The sequence below is a fragment of the Rhodopseudomonas sp. BAL398 genome, from assembly GCF_033001325.1.
Lineage (GTDB): Bacteria > Pseudomonadota > Alphaproteobacteria > Rhizobiales > Xanthobacteraceae > JARJEH01.
Genome location: NZ_CP133111.1, coordinates 1,032,224 through 1,049,895 on the forward strand (window position 1 = coordinate 1,032,224; position 17,672 = coordinate 1,049,895).

16 protein-coding genes, 1 tRNA gene and 1 riboswitch are annotated in these 17,672 nt (G+C 64.6%); of the genes, 5 read left to right on the forward strand and 12 right to left on the reverse strand.

The features are described from left to right. Positions 1-74: 74 nt before the first annotated feature. Positions 75-292, reverse strand: a riboswitch (cobalamin riboswitch). 84 nt (positions 293-376) lie between these two features. Beyond that, a complete protein-coding gene (tcuB, locus tag RBJ75_RS04850) occupies positions 377-1,486 on the reverse strand; it encodes a tricarballylate utilization 4Fe-4S protein TcuB (protein ID WP_276157003.1) in 1,110 nt (369 codons plus the stop codon). Beyond that, complete coding sequence (tcuA, locus tag RBJ75_RS04855; RefSeq protein ID WP_044407490.1) at positions 1,473-2,861, reverse strand: FAD-dependent tricarballylate dehydrogenase TcuA; 1,389 nt, start codon at positions 2,859-2,861, stop codon at positions 1,473-1,475. Before tcuA ends, tcuB begins: the two co-directional genes overlap by 14 nt. Positions 2,862-3,088: 227 nt before the next feature. Between tcuA and cobF the strand changes: the two genes are divergently transcribed. After that, entirely contained in the window at positions 3,089-3,844 is a 756-nt protein-coding gene (cobF, locus tag RBJ75_RS04860) for a precorrin-6A synthase (deacetylating) (protein ID WP_044407506.1), read from the forward strand. A 259-nt stretch (positions 3,845-4,103) separates the two neighbouring features. On the opposite strand, the gene RBJ75_RS04865 is transcribed toward cobF, so the two are convergent. After that, positions 4,104-4,319, reverse strand: a complete 216-nt coding sequence (locus tag RBJ75_RS04865) for a hypothetical protein (RefSeq protein ID WP_080900921.1) — start codon at positions 4,317-4,319, stop codon at positions 4,104-4,106. A gap of 410 nt (positions 4,320-4,729) precedes the next feature. Between RBJ75_RS04865 and RBJ75_RS04870 the strand changes: the two genes are divergently transcribed. Further along, positions 4,730-4,972, forward strand: a complete 243-nt coding sequence (locus tag RBJ75_RS04870) for a BrnA antitoxin family protein (RefSeq protein ID WP_044407487.1) — start codon at positions 4,730-4,732, stop codon at positions 4,970-4,972. Between the two features lie 7 nt (positions 4,973-4,979). Here RBJ75_RS04870 and RBJ75_RS04875 read toward each other — a convergent pair whose 3' ends face one another. Beyond that, positions 4,980-5,852 carry a DMT family transporter gene (locus RBJ75_RS04875; protein WP_044407484.1) on the reverse strand — a complete coding sequence of 291 codons (873 nt, stop codon included), beginning with the start codon at positions 5,850-5,852 and terminating at the stop codon, positions 4,980-4,982. A gap of 208 nt (positions 5,853-6,060) precedes the next feature. On the opposite strand from RBJ75_RS04875, the gene RBJ75_RS04880 reads away from it, so the two are divergent. After that, positions 6,061-6,261: a hypothetical protein gene (locus RBJ75_RS04880; protein ID WP_044407504.1), complete on the forward strand. Its 201-nt coding sequence runs from the start codon at positions 6,061-6,063 to the stop codon at positions 6,259-6,261. Between the two features lie 40 nt (positions 6,262-6,301). On the opposite strand, the gene RBJ75_RS04885 is transcribed toward RBJ75_RS04880, so the two are convergent. From RBJ75_RS04885 to RBJ75_RS04910, 6 genes are all read right to left on the reverse strand, one after another. Next, entirely contained in the window at positions 6,302-6,583 is a 282-nt protein-coding gene (locus RBJ75_RS04885) for a hypothetical protein (protein ID WP_411194517.1), read from the reverse strand. A gap of 229 nt (positions 6,584-6,812) precedes the next feature. After that, positions 6,813-7,403, reverse strand: a complete 591-nt coding sequence (locus tag RBJ75_RS04890; RefSeq protein ID WP_044407481.1) for a formyltransferase family protein — start codon at positions 7,401-7,403, stop codon at positions 6,813-6,815. Positions 7,404-7,591: 188 nt separating this feature from the next. After that, on the reverse strand, positions 7,592-8,326 hold the full coding sequence (locus tag RBJ75_RS04895) for an outer membrane protein (protein ID WP_044407478.1): 735 nt from the start codon (positions 8,324-8,326) through the stop codon (positions 7,592-7,594). Between the two features lie 267 nt (positions 8,327-8,593). Beyond that, positions 8,594-8,669, reverse strand: a tRNA-Lys gene (locus RBJ75_RS04900). Between the two features lie 154 nt (positions 8,670-8,823). Next, positions 8,824-11,544 carry a glycosyltransferase gene (locus RBJ75_RS04905; RefSeq protein ID WP_044407475.1) on the reverse strand — a complete coding sequence of 907 codons (2,721 nt, stop codon included), beginning with the start codon at positions 11,542-11,544 and terminating at the stop codon, positions 8,824-8,826. A 237-nt stretch (positions 11,545-11,781) separates the two neighbouring features. Further along, positions 11,782-12,342, reverse strand: a complete 561-nt coding sequence (locus tag RBJ75_RS04910) for a hypothetical protein (RefSeq protein ID WP_044407499.1) — start codon at positions 12,340-12,342, stop codon at positions 11,782-11,784. A gap of 379 nt (positions 12,343-12,721) precedes the next feature. On the opposite strand from RBJ75_RS04910, the gene RBJ75_RS04915 reads away from it, so the two are divergent. Further along, positions 12,722-14,338, forward strand: coding sequence for a beta-1,6-glucan synthase (locus RBJ75_RS04915; RefSeq protein WP_044407496.1), 1,617 nt, complete (start codon positions 12,722-12,724; stop codon positions 14,336-14,338). Here RBJ75_RS04915 and RBJ75_RS04920 read toward each other — a convergent pair. After that, positions 14,298-14,678 (reverse strand): hypothetical protein, encoded by a 381-nt coding sequence (locus RBJ75_RS04920; RefSeq protein ID WP_044407472.1) that lies wholly within the window; start codon positions 14,676-14,678, stop codon positions 14,298-14,300. The genes RBJ75_RS04915 and RBJ75_RS04920 overlap by 41 nt on opposite strands. Before the next feature lie 61 nt (positions 14,679-14,739). Next, on the reverse strand, positions 14,740-15,984 hold the full coding sequence (locus RBJ75_RS04925; protein WP_044407469.1) for an SPOR domain-containing protein: 1,245 nt from the start codon (positions 15,982-15,984) through the stop codon (positions 14,740-14,742). A 164-nt stretch (positions 15,985-16,148) separates the two neighbouring features. On the opposite strand from RBJ75_RS04925, the gene glmU reads away from it, so the two are divergent. Continuing rightward, a complete protein-coding gene (gene glmU / locus RBJ75_RS04930; protein WP_044407466.1) occupies positions 16,149-17,552 on the forward strand; it encodes a bifunctional UDP-N-acetylglucosamine diphosphorylase/glucosamine-1-phosphate N-acetyltransferase GlmU in 1,404 nt (467 codons plus the stop codon). Positions 17,553-17,672 lie beyond the last annotated feature (120 nt).

Here is a 17,672-nt window from a genome sequence, read left to right on the forward strand (position 1 = left end):
ACCCAGACATGCGGCGAGCGGACCTGCACTCCGATCGACCAACGTCTTCACTCCGAAACACCCCGCCCGGAATGGCGAACAAAGCAGGCGACGGCAGGTTTCCTGGCTTGCGGGTCATCGCCGGCACCACCTTCCCAGGTCGAGACCCAGTGGTTTTCGGTGCAGGCTTTCCGCTCACAGTTGCGGGGGCAGCTCCGGCTTGGTCCGGATCCGGCAACTTGCCGTATCCTGACACCCGGTATTCCCTTTTCGCCCTGTCCGCAGACAAGGCACCATCGGCTGCGGGTTCAATCTGACGGAAACGCCGGGAAGTCAATCCTCCACACGGCGCGATCGGCCGCGGCTTGCGCCCGATGGTCCTGCGGCTGCACCGATGTCACTCGTCGCCGCTGCGTCGCGGGCGCGCGCGCTCGATCGCGGCGCGTAGCAGCGCCAGCGATCGATACAACCCGTGGACCGCCTTGCTGACCGGCAGGATGGCGAAGAAGCCGATCACGATGCCCAGATGCAGCGTCAGCACCAGCCCCATCGCCGCGGTCTCGCGCAGCGCCAGCACCGCAAGGCCGCTCCCGGCCACCAAAGCGAGCAGGACCAGGAACACGATGTTAAGCCGAATCTCGGCGGCGGCGGAGAGGGCGCGGTCGGCGCGCCGTTCCAGCAGCAACAGCCCGCCGATCCCGATCAGCATCGTCACCCCACCGATGCCACCGGCCAGCACCGGCAGGCTGGTCAAGGAGTAGGGCGCCGCGACGGCGTAGACGTGATGATAGAATGCCGCGATCAGCGTCGCGGCGAGGCTGAACGCGAAGCCCGCCACCATCACGTGGTGAAACCATCGGCGTTGCTGGGAGAATTTCTCGTCGGCGTCGTTGCAACCGGGGCCGCCGCCGCCGAGATTGCGCAGCGTTACGATATCCAGCACCGCGGGATACAGCGCGCGCAAGATGGCCTTGGTCCCGGCGCGGGGGGTGATCGCGCGCCAATAGCTTGCCGCGCTGATGCCGATCGCCAGCATCGCCGACAGCAGCGTCGCCGCGGCGGCCCCGGCCATGATCGGCCACGGCACCACCCGATAGAATGCGCCCGGGCCGTGATGGGCGGCAAACAGCACATTGGCCGGCACCAGCAGCAGCGTGGCGATCAGCATCGACGCGGTGATGCCGCCGACGATGGCGGCGACCACGCGGGCATTGGCGCCAAAGCCACGACCCAGCCAGCGCGGCCAAGCGTAGTCGGCATAGGAGCGCTGGCGCAATTCGGCCAGCGTGTTCGGCAGGTTGATCGCGAAATGATGCGGCGGCGCGTATTGGCAGGCGTACCAGCAGCCACGGCAGTTGTGGCACAGATTGGCCAGATAGGTGAGGTCGTTGGGCGCGAAATCATGCTTGCCGGCGATCGCCGGAAACACCGCGCACAAGCCGTCGCAATACATGCAGGCGGTGCAGATTCGCAGCACCCGCTCGGCTTCCAGGTCATCGGGCGGCATGACGCGCGGCCTCCTCGCCGGCGAGGCGTCCGAACACCGCCGACAATGTGACGCCGAGGCCGGCCAGATAGCCGCGGCCGAGCACATTCGCCGCCATGATCATGCCGGCCGCGAAGATGTTCTCGAAACGGCTGCCGTCGGATTTGATCACCCGCATCTGCGGATCGACGGCGACGCCGAAATGGGTGAAGGTCAGGCCCGGTCGCATCGGGTAGGCCGCGAAGGGCGGCACCGCGAGCGCGACCGCGCCATGCGATTTCGCCGGCGCCAACTGTGCGGTGCGCCGTTGGATTAATTCGCCGCCGGCGATCGCGGCGTTGAAGCCGCGCGTCGTGGCTTCCAGCGCTGCCGGGTCGAGCCCGAGCTTGACCGCCAGCGCCGCGATGGAATCGGCCTCGATCGGCGGCAGCGCTGTCGGCAGCGCCCGCGCCCGGCCATGGGCGTCCATAATCAGATAGGCGATCTGGCCGGGGCATTGCGCGATCCGCTCGCCCCAGCGGGCATAATGCGTCTTGCGCGCGTCCTCGCCCTCGTCGTGGAAGCGCTGAGCGTTGCGGTCGACCACGATGCCGGAAGGGATCGCGGTGATGCGGGTGACGATGCCGCCGTCGACCGGCGGACCGCGGGCATCGACCGCAACGATGTGGCCTTGCGACGGATCGCCGACCGGCCTGGCGCCGGCATCGAGAAGCATCCGCAGCACCCGTCCGGTGGCATAGGGCGTTCCGCGGACCACCAGCCCGTCGGCGGCGTCGCCGAAGCTGTCGCGCAACCAGGCGCGATCGGATTGATGGCCGCCGCAGCACAGCACGAGCGCCTTCGGGCTCACCAGTTCGGTGATGCCGCCTCGATCGATCACCACGTTCCCGCCTTGGCCATCGCTGGTCGGCAAAGCCACGACCTCACTGTCATAGCAGATCTCGATGCCGATCCTGGCGGCTGTGGCATAGAGCGCATTGATCATCGTCTTGCCGCCACCGAGAAAAAATGCGGTGCGCTGCGAATAAGGCATCACGCCGCAGCCTGGATCCTGCAATGCCACGCCATTGGCCTGCAGCCAGGGAGCGATCGTCGCTGAGCCGCGAATCAGCACACGCGCCAGCGTCGCGTCGGTCGCGCCCCTTGTGACGCGGTGAAGATCGTTCATGAACGCGTCTTCGCCATAGCTGTCCGGGACGTAGCAATGCGCGGTGTCATGCATCAGGCGGAAATTGCGGGCGTGGCGGGTGTTGCCGCCGCGCAGGCTCAACGGCGCGTGTTCGACCAGGCGCACCGTGGCGCCGTGGCGTCGCGCCGCGATGGCGGCACACAAGGCCGCGCTGCCGCCACCGACCACCAGCACATCGATCTTGGTCGAGGCGGACACGGTGCTCATGATCGCGTTCGATCGATCATGTCGGGACCACATTGGTGTTAGGGGACGATCGCCGCACTGAGTGGAGCGGCGGCCTTGCATTGTCAACCGCGCGGCAAGGCGCGCTGCGTCCGACGATCGGATAGCGCGGCTGCGCTTGCGTGCGGCGACCGACCATGCTCTGTCTTCGCCGCTTTCGGAGCGGAGCCGCGGCAATCGCCGCGCCGGGGCGGCAGAACGGCCAATCGATGCGAAAAATTCTGGTGATCGGCATCGGAGCCGGCGATCCTGACTTTCTGACGATCCAGGCGGTCAAGGCCTTGAATCGGGTCGACGTCTTCTTCGTTCCCGACAAGGGCGCCGAGAAGGCCGCGTTGCGAAACCTGCGCAGCGCGATCTGCGAGCGTTTCGTCGAGCGCGCGGATTATCGCACGGTCGCGATCGACGTGCCGCAGCGGGCGTCATCGGGCAATTATCAGGACGATGTCGATCGATGGCATGCGGAGCTTGCCGATCTGTATCAGCAAAGGTTCGAGGCGTGCCTTTCGGATGGTCAGGTCGGAGGCCTGTTGGTGTGGGGCGATCCCGCGCTTTACGACAGTACGCTGCGGATCATCGAGCGGGTGCGCGCCAAGGGTCTGGCGCTGGACTATGAGGTGATCCCCGGCATCAGCAGCGTGCAGGTGCTGGCCGCCAAGCACCGGATTACGTTGAACCAGATCGGTGAACCCGTGCTGTTGACCACCGGGCGCAAGCTCGCGGAGGGGTTTCCGGATGACGCCGGCAGCGTGGTGGTGATGCTGGACGGCACCCAGGCCTTTGCCCGGCTGCGCGATGCAAATCTGGAGATCTTCTGGGGCGCCCATCTCGGGACCCCCGACGAAATTCTGATCGCCGGACCACTCGACGAGGTCAAGGACAAGATCGCAACGATACGGCAGGAGGCGCGCCAGCGGCACGGCTGGATCATGGACGTCTATCTGCTGCGACGGGCCGATCGATAAAGCCGGGCCCGGACATCTGCTCAGGAGAATGAGCGGTCAAACGCTTGACTGCCGGGTGTCTTGGCTTCCGGGCGTTTGGGCCGGCAGGTTCAGCCCAGGCGGGGCTGCGCTTGATGCCAAATCTTGTCCCGCTTGGGAGCTAACCCAGGCTAGCGATTTCGTTAGGTGGCTAGCTCACCAAGCCGGGTTAGCTGAGTGCAAAGCGACGACCGTGCGTGGGCCCGATCCATCGAACACAAAGTGGGCGGTCTGTGCGCGATCAGCTGCAGACGATGCGCTTCATCGAATGCTTGGTTACGAATCCGTAACCGCAAGTATCACAGGTCCACAGATAGCTGACGACGCTATCGGTCATGAAGGCGGATGCTTCTGCGGCAACCATCGAGTCAGCACAAACCGGGCAAGTCGGCAGCTCACTTCCACGCGGCGCGGGACGAGGCATATTGGTCGACAGGACTTCAGCGAGTGCTGGCATCGTGACCTCCTCTGAGATTCAAGTTGCCCAAACTATACACTCGGAACTCTGACGAAGTCGCAACATAAATGCGTTCGTTTTGAGAAAATCGATTCTGCATTGCAGCGGGTGATGAACTGATCGTGAGCGGCCGCAAGCGTGCTGCTAACTCATCCGGTTCCAATGCAAGAGCCGCTGATATCAGCCTCTTTCGGACCGCACTGACTCGCGGCGCGGGCGGCGGCGCGGCAATCGTCGTGCCTTTGTTTCGCCAGCACCGTTGATGGTGCGATGCGAACACGACGAGCGCGGCGCGGCATGATAGAAGGTCGCGAAATCGTGACGTCCTGCCGCAGCGCACACTGTCGAGGGGCCGCGCCAGGACGTCTGCGGTTTCAGTCCGACGTTTCACCCTTGCTTGAGAGAGATCCATGTCCCAACCGCCGCGCCGCCCGCGTACTCTGAACGATGCCCGCACCGAGGCCGAAGCCGTGTTCAAGAAAGCCACCACCAAGGAGCCCGAGGCGCCGCCGAAGCCGACCGCGATCCCCGGCATCAAGGAGCAGGTGTCGCTGCGGATCGATCAGGACGTGCTGGAGCATTTCCAGGAGGACGGCCCCGGCTGGCAGGACCGGATCAACGCGGCGCTGCGCAAGGCGGCAGGGCTGTCGTAGCCCGCGCTCAGCTTGCTGTGCGGGCCGGCGTCACGCGCTTCAGGTTCAGCAGATTGCCCGACAGGATCAGCACCGCGCCGAGCGCGGTGTAAAGATCGATCCGCTCGGCATAGAGCAGCCAGCCGGCGGTGGCGGTCAGCGGCACCCGCAGGAAGTCCATCGGCACCACCACGGTGGCATCGGCATAGAGCATCGCCCGCGCCATGCAGTAATGCGAGAAGGTGCCGCAGAACGCGATCACCACGATCCAGCCCCAGGCATAGGCGCTCGGCCAGTGCCAGAAATACAGCGCCGGGGCGAAGCCGATGACCGACTGGATCACCAGCATCCAGAAGATGATCGTCAGCGTGGTGTCGGTCCGGGTCAGCGATTTGACCAAGGTGATGGAAATGCCGAAGCCGACGGCGCCGGCCAGCGCGATCAACTGTCCCGGATTGACCGTGCCGGTTTCGGGACGCACGATCACCACCACGCCGATCAGGCCGAGTATGATCGCGCAGACCTTCCAGAAGGTCATATGTTCGCCGAGGAACGTCACCGCCAGGATCGCGATCCAGATCGGCATGGTGAATTCGATCGACACCACCTGGCCCAGGGGAATCATCGTCAGCGCGAAGAACCAGCAGCTCTGCGCCGCATAATGCACGATATTGCGCGCGACATGATGGGCGCCGCGCGCCGACCGCATCGCGGCAAAGCCGCCGGCGGCATGAACCAGCGGATATAGCATGACGAAGCCGATGGTGGAGCGCAGTTCCATGATCTGGAACACGTTCAGCTCGCGCGTGGTCTCGCGGCCGGCGATCGCCACGATCAACATCAGCGTGAGCCACCCTGCCATCCATAGCGCAGCCCTGGTGGTGGAAGGCTTTCGGGTCATGGCAACGCGCTGTGAGGGGTGACAGCGCGGAACGCGCCAAGACGGGCTCACAGGCTCTATCTGCGAGATCGACCGGCTTGGCAACCGCCGCGGCGGGACGGCTTGAGCGAATTCCGGAGGTCAATTTGATGCGATGCGGGAGAGCCGGCCTTGCGGCGCTGGTGGCTTTGGTCCAACAAGCCGGCGACCAATTGCAAGGATGTCATCGATGACGCAGCGATCCACTTCGGCCAATTTCGTCACCGCCTTCGCCACCGGCTGGCCCGAAGCCCAGCCCGACCTGATGGTGCTGTCGCTGACCACTCATGAGGGCGTTCAGGATTTCGCCTTCAACAAGGAGCAGGCGCTGCTGATCGCCAAGACCATCAAGCAGACCGCGGCTCAGTTGGTCGAACCGAAGAAATCCTGATCCAATCGGCTGGACGCAGGTCGCGCGCCGGGCAGGGCCATCACTGGCGGGAGGCTTCCCAGCGTCCGCTGCAGGGGATGCCGCCGGAGGCGCCGTTCCACTTGCCGGCCCCGGTGTTGCCGCTGAGCTGACCATTCGCGTAGGTTCCGCGAATCGTAACCCGGACGTTGCCGGCGCGGCCGACCCGGCCGGAGACCTCGGCGTCCGACGCCGTGATCTTGCCGTCCGTCACCGTCAGCGGATAGCGCGCCGACGGCTCGCAGCTGCCGGCCTTGGTAATGACCGTCACTGTCCACAACCCGTCAAATGCCGTCTCCGCCATCGCGGAACCGACCGGAATCCCAGCCGCCGCGACGGAAGCGACGAGCAGACGAAGGCTGTTCAAGCGCATCAATTAAATCCCCTGAATTGGATGGGCACCCGACAAGGCGCCCTGATATGCGAAGTCTGCTGTGTGAAGTTTGTTGCAATGCAGCAAAATATCTCTCGGTGTCAACGGGCTACCATCGACAATGTTCCATAAATTTCCTTTATTGGCTTAGCGCTGCGGCTCAATCCGCCAGTTTCGGCGCATTGGTGGCGAATTGCTCATCCTGCGGCTGGGCCGGCAGTTCGCCATTTTCCTTCGCCGAATCGATCACCTGGGCCAGCAATTTCTGACCGAGCGGAGCGAGGGCGCGCTCCCATAATTCGCGGGCGGTTTCGCCCTTCTTGACGAAGCACCATTCCTGGGCGGCGATCGCGCCGGCGTCCATCTGGTCGGCCAGATGATAGATCGTGCCGCCGGTGACCGGATCGCCTTCGCGGATGGTCCATTCCACCGCGGCGATGCCGCGGTGACGTGGCAGCAGTGAGGGGTGATAGCCGATGCCGCCGAGCCGGGCGGCCGCCAAGGCGCCGCGGCTGATCCTTGCATGGCTGTGGGCGGTCACGATCAGATCGGTATCGGAGGCGATTTCCGAGGCCTCCACGCGCTTCGGGTTGGCCTGGACCGTCACCTCGACGCCGGCGGCCCGCGCCGCAACGGCAAGCCGGTCCTCGGGATCGGTGACCACGACCCTGACGATGTCGATGCCATGCTGGCGCAGCATGGTGAGGGTTGTCGCTCCGAAATGGCGAGAGCCGACCAGGGTGATGCGCATGATATTCCTGTTCGACAGCGAGAATGGGCTTTGCTGACGCCGCTGCCGAGAGAGCCGCGGATGAACAGGCAAAAAGGCAGGTTTGACGCTAACACTGGCAGGGGACCCGCGTCCACAGTCAGTTACCTGCGTGCGTAACCTTGCCGGTTATCGTCCGGATTGATCGCAGGACCGCCCGGTGACACCGATTAGCCGCCCCAGCGGTAGTTGAGCCGCATAGTGACCAGATCGACGTCCTGATGGATGCGGTCGCTCGCAAAGGCGGCGCCGGAGGGTTTGACTGTGCCGACATTGGTGAAGGTGATCAGGCGGTCCTGCATGAACATGTGATCATAGGCGACGCCGACCGACCAGTTTGCGGCAAAGCCATATTCCAGGCCGACCCCGACCACGGCGCCCCAGCGATTGTCCGTCACGGTATCGCTGATCTGCGTCCCGGTCGCCGTGAGGTATCCCAGATAGCGATCGTTGGTTACCGCGCCGCCGGCCTTGATGTAGAGCAGGGTGTTGCCCCAGGCATTGCCGATCTGGCCGGTGAAAGTGCCGAAGGATTCGACGCGGGTGGCATTGACGACGGCCGGAAACGGCACGCTTTGGTTGCTGCCGTTGAAATCCGCCCAGTTGCCCTGGGCTTCGATGCCGAACACCAGGTTGGCGGCCTGCCAGCGATAGCCGAGCTGGCCGCCGGCAGTGCCGCCGCTGGCATTGTGGCAGCCTTCCGAGACCAGGAAGGTTCCGGCCGTATTGACGAAATCCCAGCACTTCTGGCTGGTCCCCCAGCCGCCATTGGCGCCCAGATAGAAACCGCTCCACCGATATACCGGTGCGCTCAGCGCAGCCTTGGCGTAGGGGGCGACGTCGGCTGCGGCGGCCGAGGTCACCAGCGCAAGGGCGCCAAAACTGCCGATCAGGAATCTGCTCATTGCATGTCCTCGGTGGCGTGCTTGTGAACGAATCAATCTATGCGAGCAGCCTAAGCGGGTTCGCCCGTTTGCTTGTCTCTCTTTTGGTACATGGCGGAAGAATCGCCGGTCGGGGCATGGACGGCCAGCGCTGCGGGCTCGGCCAATAGGTTTCCCGGCATGCGGCCGACTGGCGCCTGCGGCTTGGACCCAATGGCGGATCTGGCGCCAGCACCGCACCGAAAGGGCCGGGTCTGTCCGCGATCAGGCGAGGTGCAAGGAAATTCATGGTGAGCGCGGAGGGATTCGAACCCTCGACCCCATGATTAAAAGTCACGTGCTCTACCGACTGAGCTACGCGCTCACGTGCCGCGCTGTGTAGGGGGCAGGCCCGCCGCGGTCAATAGCGGGCGCGGGTGCCGCAATCCGGTTTAAGCCGGATTGGCTCATTTGCACAGATATTTAGCCGAAACATTTCGTGCGCTCAATCAACCCAGGGTCGATCCGGACAAGCGGCCCTAGCCGGCCACCTTGATCTTGTCGCGATGGACCTCGGACGCCACCGGCTGCGGGGCGGGGATCTTGGCCGGCAGCGACACCCGCCGCAGCCCGATCAGCTCGGCGGTGCGGACGCTCGTATTGCGCCAGAAGGTGAAGGAATTGATCCGGGAATTTTCCAGGATGGCGATGGCGACCGCCGACAGGAATGGCAGGCTTTCCAGCACCAGCACCGCGGCGAAAATGTAGATCTCGGTGACCTGCTTGAAGCTGTTGGAGGCCACCAGCACCGCGGCGCCGGCCAGCAGCAGCACGCCGATCACCGCTTCCCAGAATGCCTGGAACTCGACCGACATCAGCGAGAAACCGCCCTTGGAGGTGCGGGCGAAGGCCAGATGCTCGGTGATCAGCCCCTGCGCCACCGCACGCGACACCGTCCATTGCACCGACATCGCGGCGATCATCGCGCCCAGCATTTGCGGGATCTTCACCGGCACGCGCAGCCGGTACATCGCGACGAAATGGATCAGCGACACCACAAATGAAGCGATGATCGGAAAAGTGAGGATCTTGTCGGGAATCGCGATGTCGGCGAAGGCTACGATCGGCACCCAGATCAGATTGAGGATCGCCACCACCACGCCGAGGCTTTCGGCGCCAAGCCAGTTCAGCCAGCCCAGCGCGAATTCGCGCTTCTGGTCCTGCGACAGCCGGCTGGCGCCGGGCAGAAACCGCCGCCAATGCTTCTTGATGATCTGGAAGCCGCCGTAAGCCCAGCGATGGCGCTGCTTCTTGAACGCCTCATAGGTGTCGGGCAGCAGCCCATAGCCATAGCGGCGGTTGGTGTAATGGGTGAGCCAGCCGTGCTCCATGATCTCGAGTCCGAGATCGCTATCCTCGCAAATGGTGTCGCCGGCCCAGCCGCCGGCCATGTCCATCGCGGCGCGGCGGATCAGGCACATCGTGCCATGCACGATGATGGCGTTGCATTCGTTGCGCTGAACCATGCCGATGTCGAAGAAGCCGGCATATTCGCCGTTCATGATGTAATGCATCAACGACCGGTCGCCGTCGCGATGGTCCTGCGGCGCCTGCACCAGGCCGACCCGCGGATCGTCGAATGCCGGCACCAGATCCTTCAGCCAGTTCGGCTCGACCATGTAGTCGGCGTCGATGATCCCGATGATCTCGGCGTCGGCGGCGGTGCGATCCATCGCGATCCGCAGCGCGCCGGCCTTGAAGCCCTCGACCTTTTCGGCGTTGATGAATTTGAAGCGCTCGCCGAGTTCGCGGCAATGATCCTGGATCGGCTGCCAGAACTCCGGATCGGGGGTGTTGTTGATGATCACCACGCATTCGAAATTCGGATAATCCAGCCGTGCCACCGCATCCAGCGTCAGCTTCAGCATATCCGGCGGCTCGAAATAGGCCGGAACGTGGATCGACACTTTCGGCGTCTTGACGGCCGCTGCAGCCTCGGTTTCGGCCGATGTCCCGGAGGCTCGCGCGAGCAGCAGCGGCGCGGGGGGCTTGGCCAGCAGCCGCTGCGGCTTGCGGCCAAACGCGACCGCGGCGATCTCCTCGACCCGCGCCAGCGCGATCAGAACCAGCGGCACCAGCAGGATCAGGCCGAGGGTCAGCGCGAAGGCCGACCCGAACACGAAGTAATGCCCGGTCCAATAGGCAAAGATGGTTGCCACCCAGGCGCCGACGCCGTGCGCCGCCGAGGACAGCAGCAATGCCTGCATGGCCGTGGGGTAGAGCAGTTGGAGGATCGGCAGCGACAGGAGGATGCCGACCAGCAAGGCGATGCCGGCCTGTTTCCAATAGGTCTCATCGACGACCGGCCCGGTCCAGGCGAATTTCGGCTCGCGCGCGGCGTTCAGGATACCCCAATAGGGACCGACGCCGCCTTCGAAGAACTTCCAGGGCTGATCGATCGCCTCGACAATATTGTAGTCCATCCCGATCGCTTCGGCGCGATTGACAAAATTGCGCAGTGTCACCGCCTGCTCGAACGGGCCGGGGGTGGCGCTCTTCAGATTATACCCCGCGCTCGGCCAGCCGAATTCGGCGATCACGATGCGCTTGCCCGGAAACGCGTTGCGCAGTTTCTGATAGATGATCAGCGCCTGATCCACGGCCTTCTTGTCGGAGAACCCCTCCCAATAGGGCAGGATGTGCGCGGCGATGAAATCCACCGACGACGCCAATTCCGGATGATCGAGCCAGATGTTCCAGATTTCGCCAGTGGTGACGGGGACATTGACAGAGCTCTTAACTCGCTGGATGAGCTTGATCAGGTCCTCGACCTTCTGCTCGCCGCGATAGATGGTTTCGTTGCCGACCACGACGGCGTTGACGTTGCTGTTGTGCTTGGCCAGATCGATCGCCGACAGCATTTCGCGTTCGTTGCGATCGTCGTCCTTGTCGATCCAGGCGCCGACCGTGACCTTCAGCCCGACTTCATTGGCGATCGGCGGCACCATCTCGACGCCGCCGGTGGACGAATACAGCCGGATGGCGCGGGTCAGCGGCGCCAGCACCTTCATGTCGGCGCGAATACGGTCGGCGTTGGGGATGTTATCGACGTCGGGATGGCCGCTGCCGTCGAATGGCGCATAGGACACGCTGGGCAGGATGCCCTTGAAATCGGGAGCCTGCTGCGACTCTCTCAAAATGCCCCAAAGGCCAGCGTGAGCGGCAGCGACGACTAGCAGAACGGCGACGACGGCGCGCATCGCGACTAAACCATACAGGGCCAACACGGCGGGAAAGCGGACCCGCCCCCGAGGTCCGACCAAGGCTGCGGCAAATCAAGCATCGCTCTGCCACGTGGATTACAAATCGGCCGAACACCCGCGGCCGACCAAACTCACACTACCGCTGCGGCAATTCGACGGCAGCGGCCGAGATGCCGCCACGTCGAATTTCAGTGTTCAGCAGCACCGTGTCAATTCCGTTTCACAGCGGCCATTCTATTTCGCCGCCGGAGGTGAGGCCGGAGCCGCCGCCGGCGCCGCATTTGCTGCGCCGGAGGGAGCCGGTGAGGCCGCCACCTCTTGAGGCTGCGCATTCGGATTGATCCAGCAGGCATGAACGCGCCCACTCAGGCTATCCGGCGCCTTCGGGTCGATTGTTCCAAATCGCACGAGGCACCTGAACGCCGCCTGAACGTGACCGCCGGGGCAGCCAAACCGGTCGTAAAGGTTGAGGTGTCTGAACGCGGTGTCGAGGTCGTCGCGCCACATCAGCGCGACCACACGCCGGCCCAGCCAGACGCATTCGGGATTGCCGGCCGGCCCGTTGATCGCCTGCGCGGCCTCGACGAATTCGTTGGTCTTGCGCTGGCTTTCCTTGAGCGGATCGACGGCCGGGGCGGCCGTATTATTGTTCGTCGCCGGCTTGCTGGGCTGATCCTGGGCGCGAAGGTCACCGCTTTGGGCGATTGCCCCGCCGATGCCGATCAGCAGCGCCAGCCCAGGCGCGGCCAAACAACGCAAGGCCGCATTTTGGAACTCGAGCACCCGTCGTCGCATAATGTCCCCGATATTGTTGCCCGTCACGGCGCAGTGCCGGTCTGATGCGGTTCGAATAGGTCACCAATATGTCAGTGATCCGTTCAGATTCCCATGACGGACATTTACGATTTTGTCCAGCAATCGCGCTGTGTCAGTTGGCGCAGGCAATCGTGTTTTGTTGATGGTGGTCTCCAAGCGATGGGTGCCATGATGACGAGGTCGCCGGATTAGCGGCGGCTGCGCTTGCCGGCGCCAAGGCTGCTTCCCTGAGCCAAGGCTGCTCCCTTCATAGGGCAGCTCCCTCGATAACCGCGACAAACCTCGGCTGCCGCTGGCAGCCCCCTTGGCAGCGAGCCAACGACCGGCTAATCGACGGACTCCATGGAGGACGAAAACCATTTCGCTTCGCACGCCACTGGCGCTTCTCCTGCTATCGTTTTGCACAATCATCGCGGTGTGGTGGCTGATCGCCACGCCGGTGACGCTGGCGCGCGCACCGATCGATCCGGCTGCCAAGCTGGAATGCGTGTCCTATGCGCCGTTCCGCGCCGCCCAGACGCCGTTGGATCCGACCACCCAGATTGATAAGGCGCAAATCGCCGAGGACATGGCGCAACTGGCCAAGATCTCGAAATGCGTGCGCACTTATTCGGTCGACAACGGCCTCGACCAGGTCCCCGAGCTGGCCGGTGCCGTCGGTCTCAAAGTGATTCAAGGAATCTGGCTCGGCAATAACCGGTTCAAGAACCTGTCGCAGATCGCCAAGGCTGTGGCGCTGACCAAGGAATATCCCGGCGTGATCGCCTCGGTGGTGGTCGGCAATGAAGTGCTGCTGCGCGGCGAAATGACCGCCGCCGATCTCGCCGCGACGATTCGCTCGGTCAAGGCGCAGGTCACCGTGCCGGTGACCTATGCGGATGTCTGGGAATACTGGCTGCGCAACCGGGAAATCTACGACGCGGTGGATTTCGTCACCATCCACATTCTGCCCTATTGGGAGGACGTGCCGGTGCGCGCCAGCTATGCCGCCGCCCATGTGGATTCGATCCGCAAGCAGATCGCGGCGGCGTTTCCGGCCAAGGAAATCCTGATCGGGGAAACCGGTTGGCCGAGCGCCGGCCGGATGCGCGAGGGCGCGTTGCCGTCGCGCAGCAACCAGGCGCGGGTGGTGTCGGAAATCCTCGGTCTGGCGAAGCGCGAGAATTTCCGCGTCAATCTGATCGAGGCCTATGACCAGCCGTGGAAGCGCAAGCTCGAAGGCACTGTCGGCGGTTATTGGGGCTTGATCAATTCCGACAAGCGGGAGCTGAAATATCCGGCCGGGCGGCCGATCAATAATTTTCCGCAATGGAAGCTAGGGCTCGCCAGCGGGCTGGGTCTCAGCCTGCTGGTGTTCGGGACCGCGTTGCTGACGCTGCGGCGCCGGCCCTGGTCGCCGCGTCTGATGTCATGGCTGGCCGTGGGGTTGTCGGCGACGGCGTCGGGGATTCTGCTCGGCGTCGCCGTCGATAAGCTGCTGCACGAGAGCTACACCACGGGCGGCTGGGTGCAATGGACGCTGCTGCTGGCCAGTGGGATCGTGACGCCGTTGCTGGGCGCTCACGCGCTGATGGCCGGGCGCTCGCTGCCGACGTTTCTGGAATTGATCGGTCCGCGCGAGGGCAGGGGCGGCTCAGTGCTGACCTATGCGCTCGGTCTGGCGCTGATGGTGACGACCCTGATCGCGGCGGAAACCGCGCTGGGATTCGTGTTCGACCCGCGATACCGCGATTTTCCGTTCGCGGCGCTGACGATGGCAGTGCTGCCGCTGTTCAGCCTGATGGTGCTGAACCGTCCGCAAAACGGCGTCCGTCCGATCGCCGAGGCGGCGTTCGCCGGCCTGTTCCTGGTCGCCGCGGTCTATATCGGTTTCAATGAGGGGCCGAAGAACTGGCAATCATTGTGGACCTGCGCGATCTATGTGGCGCTCGGCATCACGCTGTGGCGGGCGCGGGCCGTGCAAATCCCAAAATGAGCAGGCCGATGGCCAGCCCCGACAGGCCGACATTATAGAGCACGATGCCGAAGCCGGCGGCGATCAGGCCGCCGGTCAGCAGCACGATCGACGGCCGGATCAGGTGCAACACGGCGATCACCACCGCCACGATGCCGAACACCGAATTCTGGAACAGCGCGGTCATCAGGATCCGGGTCTTGCACAGCATGCTGTGCAGCCCGGCGTCGCAGGCCAGCGCCACGGTCGAGAATTCGATCGCCAGATAGCGCAGATACAGCGCGTAGCCGACGGTCAGAAAGCCGACGATCAGCAGCCACTGCACTTGGTACGGCGTCAGCCGGAACGGTTGTTTTTTCATCAGGCAATTATGCGGCGATTGTCGGCGCAGGACAAGTCGCGGCGAACGTCCGCTGGGTGTTTCATCGCAGACCGAAGAATGTCGTCAACGACGGCTGTTTGGGCGGCGGTGGCGGCGTCGGTGCTGGAGCCGGCGGGGGTGGCGGCTCGGGCTGGTTGCTGGTGAGCTTGGGGGGCATTTTGCGGCGTGCCGGACGCGGCGCCGGCGCCGGGACGCTGTTCGGCAGGCGCTGCCCGTCATACACCGCAGGCTCGCAGAAGCGCTTGCCGGCGCTCAAACGGGCGCAGAGCTTTGCCGCGGCCGCGGCGTCGTCCAGCGGACCCGCGACCAGGCGCAACTGGGTGCCGCGGCCGTTTTCACGCTCCTTGATCATCATGATGGGCTGCAACGAGGCCAGCGGCTTGTCGCCATGCGAGAGCCGGGACCAAAGACTGCGCAGGCCTTCGATCGAATTCGCATAGCCGAGGTCGACGCCGAACTGGGTGCGCTGCACCGGGATCGCCGCGACCTCGGCGTCATCGGTTTCGGCCTCGTCGGCCTCGGGCGCGGCAGATGCTTCCCCTTTTTTCGCCGGTGAGGGCTGGAGCAGCGGCGTGGTCGCCGAATCCGGCGGTGCCAGAATCGATCGGGCCGGCATCAGCGGTGTCACCGCGGCGACCTTGTCGGCGTCGGCCTTGACCTCGTGCTTGACCTCGACGCTGTTGACTTCGGCCTTGGCGACCGGTGGAACCGCGGTCTCTGATGTGCTCGGCGCAATTTCGGCGGGCGTGGTAGCCCAGGACGGCAACGCCGTGGTCTCCACCGCGGCAATGGAGGGCGTTGCGCGAGCCCCCGACGACTCGACCGGTCCCTTCGCGGGTGGCCGATGCGACGACGTCGTGGCCGGCTTGTCGGCGCCGGTGATGGGCGCGCCGGCTTGAACGCGGGCGATCGATCCGGTGACTGAATCGAGGCCCTGCTCCAGGCTGCCGAGCCGCGAGAACAACCGGTCGCGGTCGCTATTGAGAGTATTGATCGCCGAGGCCAGCCGGCTGGTTTCGCTCTCGCTCTGTTTGGCGAGCTGCTCGATCAGTTGCGATTGCTTGGCAAGATCGGCGGCCGCCAATTGTGCGCGCCGCGTCTGCGTCGGGGTCTGGCTGGCCAGAATGGCGATCACCAGCGCGCCGACCGATCCGGCGGCCCACGCCCCCAGCCGCCATTTGGCGCGATGATCGAATTCGTCCTCATCCGCCACAAAACGCGCAAGCCAGCCGCCCGAATCTTCGGTCGCAAAACTGTCAGCCAGATCGTCGGTCTTTCTCGCCATAGGTCGCCCAGCGACTCCGGTAGCCACACGAATCAGATGCAAAACAGTAACAGGGAAATAGCCGTTCAAGGCGGCTGCGGCACGGCTTTAGCCCCATCAAAGCTGTTTCCACTTCGGCTCAAAACGCTCTATGAGGGCGGCAGCGCCACATCACGGAAATTCCGATGACCGTCAGATCCAGCCTCACCATCGTCCTCGCGGCCGGCGAAGGCACGCGCATGCGCTCGTCGATCCCCAAGGTGTTACATCCGGTGGCCGGGCGGTCGCTGCTGTCGCATGTGCTGGCCGCGGCGCCGCGCGGCGACGCCGACGCACTGGCGGTGGTGATCGGACCGGACCATCAAGCCGTCGCCGACGAGGCCAAGCGGGCGCGGCCGGACGCCGCGATTGTCGTCCAGCAGCAACGCCGCGGCACCGCCCATGCGGTCCTGACTGCGCGCGAGGCGATTGCGCGCGGCGCCGACGATCTGTTGGTGGTATTCGGCGATACGCCGCTGATTACCGCCGCGACCCTCGCGCGGCTGCGCGCTGCGCTGCAGGACGGCGCGGCGCTGGCAGTGCTCGGCTTTCGCGCCGCCGACCCCACCGGCTATGGCCGGCTGGTGGTCGAAGGCGAGCAATTGGTGGCGATCCGCGAGCAGGCCGACGCCAGCCCCGACGAGGCCCGGATCACGCTGTGCAATGCCGGGGTGATGGCGTTCGACGGCCGCACGGCGCTGCGGCTATTGGACGGCATCGGCCATGCCAACGCCAAGGGTGAGTATTATCTCACCGACGCGGTCGATATCGCGCGCCAGCTTGGGCTGCGGGCCAGCGTCATCGAAACCAGCGAGGACGAGGTGCGGGGCATCAACACCAAGGCGCAATTGGCGCAAGCCGAAGCGGTGATGCAGGCGCGGCTGCGCCAGGCGGCGCTCGACGCCGGGGTCACCATGATCGCACCGGATACCGTCTATCTGACCGCCGACACCAGCTTCGGCGTGGACGTCACCATCGAACCCTTCGTGGTAATCGGTTCGGGTGTGAGCATCGCCGATGGCGCGGTGATCCATTCGTTCTCGCATCTGGTCGGCGCGACGATCGGCAAGAAAGCGCTGGTCGGGCCCTATGCCAGGCTGCGGCCCGGCACAATGATCGGCGAGGGCGCCAAGATCGGCAATTTCGTCGAGACCAAGGCCGCAGTGCTGGACGCCGGCGCCAAGGTCAATCACCTGACCTATATCGGCGACACCCATATCGGCGCCGGCGCCAATATCGGCGCCGGGACCATCACCTGCAATTACGATGGCTTCAAGAAGCACCAGACCGTCATCGGCGCCGGCGCCTTCGTCGGATCGAATTCGTCGCTGGTGGCGCCGGTGCGAATCGGCGCCGGCGCCTATGTTGGCTCGGGATCGGTGATCACCCGCGACGTCGCGGACGACGCGCTGGCAGTGGCGCGCGGCGAGCAGACCGCGCGGCCGGGCTGGGCGAAACGATTGCGCGACATGCGGTCGAAGGCCAAGGATGCTGCCAATCCCGCAGCCAAGCCTGCGGGCAAGCCGCCGGGCGGTTCGACGGTTGGTTAATGCCGGCGCGGCGCGGACCGCGCCGCTTGACCCTGTCGCAATCCGAAACAAATATTGTTACCTTTGCCTTCGCCGAACTCGGTAAGACGGGTCTTCGGTAAGACGGGTCTTGCGCTGGCG

Bases quoted from the DNA above. Each gene is read 5' to 3' on its own strand.
- tcuB (WP_276157003.1), bottom strand. From the start codon at position 1,486: ATGCCGCCCGATGACCTGGAAGCCGAGCGGGTGCTGCGAATCTGCACC.
- tcuA (WP_044407490.1), bottom strand. From the start codon at position 2,861: ATGAGCACCGTGTCCGCCTCGACCAAGATCGATGTGCTGGTGGTCGGT.
- cobF (WP_044407506.1), top strand. From the start codon at position 3,089: ATGCGAAAAATTCTGGTGATCGGCATCGGAGCCGGCGATCCTGACTTT.
- RBJ75_RS04865 (WP_080900921.1), bottom strand. From the start codon at position 4,319: ATGCCAGCACTCGCTGAAGTCCTGTCGACCAATATGCCTCGTCCCGCG.
- RBJ75_RS04870 (WP_044407487.1), top strand. From the start codon at position 4,730: ATGTCCCAACCGCCGCGCCGCCCGCGTACTCTGAACGATGCCCGCACC.
- RBJ75_RS04875 (WP_044407484.1), bottom strand. From the start codon at position 5,852: ATGACCCGAAAGCCTTCCACCACCAGGGCTGCGCTATGGATGGCAGGG.
- RBJ75_RS04880 (WP_044407504.1), top strand. From the start codon at position 6,061: ATGACGCAGCGATCCACTTCGGCCAATTTCGTCACCGCCTTCGCCACC.
- RBJ75_RS04885 (WP_411194517.1), bottom strand. From the start codon at position 6,583: ATGGCGGAGACGGCATTTGACGGGTTGTGGACAGTGACGGTCATTACC.
- RBJ75_RS04890 (WP_044407481.1), bottom strand. From the start codon at position 7,403: ATGCGCATCACCCTGGTCGGCTCTCGCCATTTCGGAGCGACAACCCTC.
- RBJ75_RS04895 (WP_044407478.1), bottom strand. From the start codon at position 8,326: ATGAGCAGATTCCTGATCGGCAGTTTTGGCGCCCTTGCGCTGGTGACC.
- RBJ75_RS04905 (WP_044407475.1), bottom strand. From the start codon at position 11,544: ATGCGCGCCGTCGTCGCCGTTCTGCTAGTCGTCGCTGCCGCTCACGCT.
- RBJ75_RS04910 (WP_044407499.1), bottom strand. From the start codon at position 12,342: ATGCGACGACGGGTGCTCGAGTTCCAAAATGCGGCCTTGCGTTGTTTG.
- RBJ75_RS04920 (WP_044407472.1), bottom strand. From the start codon at position 14,678: ATGAAAAAACAACCGTTCCGGCTGACGCCGTACCAAGTGCAGTGGCTG.
- RBJ75_RS04925 (WP_044407469.1), bottom strand. From the start codon at position 15,984: ATGGCGAGAAAGACCGACGATCTGGCTGACAGTTTTGCGACCGAAGAT.
- glmU (WP_044407466.1), top strand. From the start codon at position 16,149: ATGACCGTCAGATCCAGCCTCACCATCGTCCTCGCGGCCGGCGAAGGC.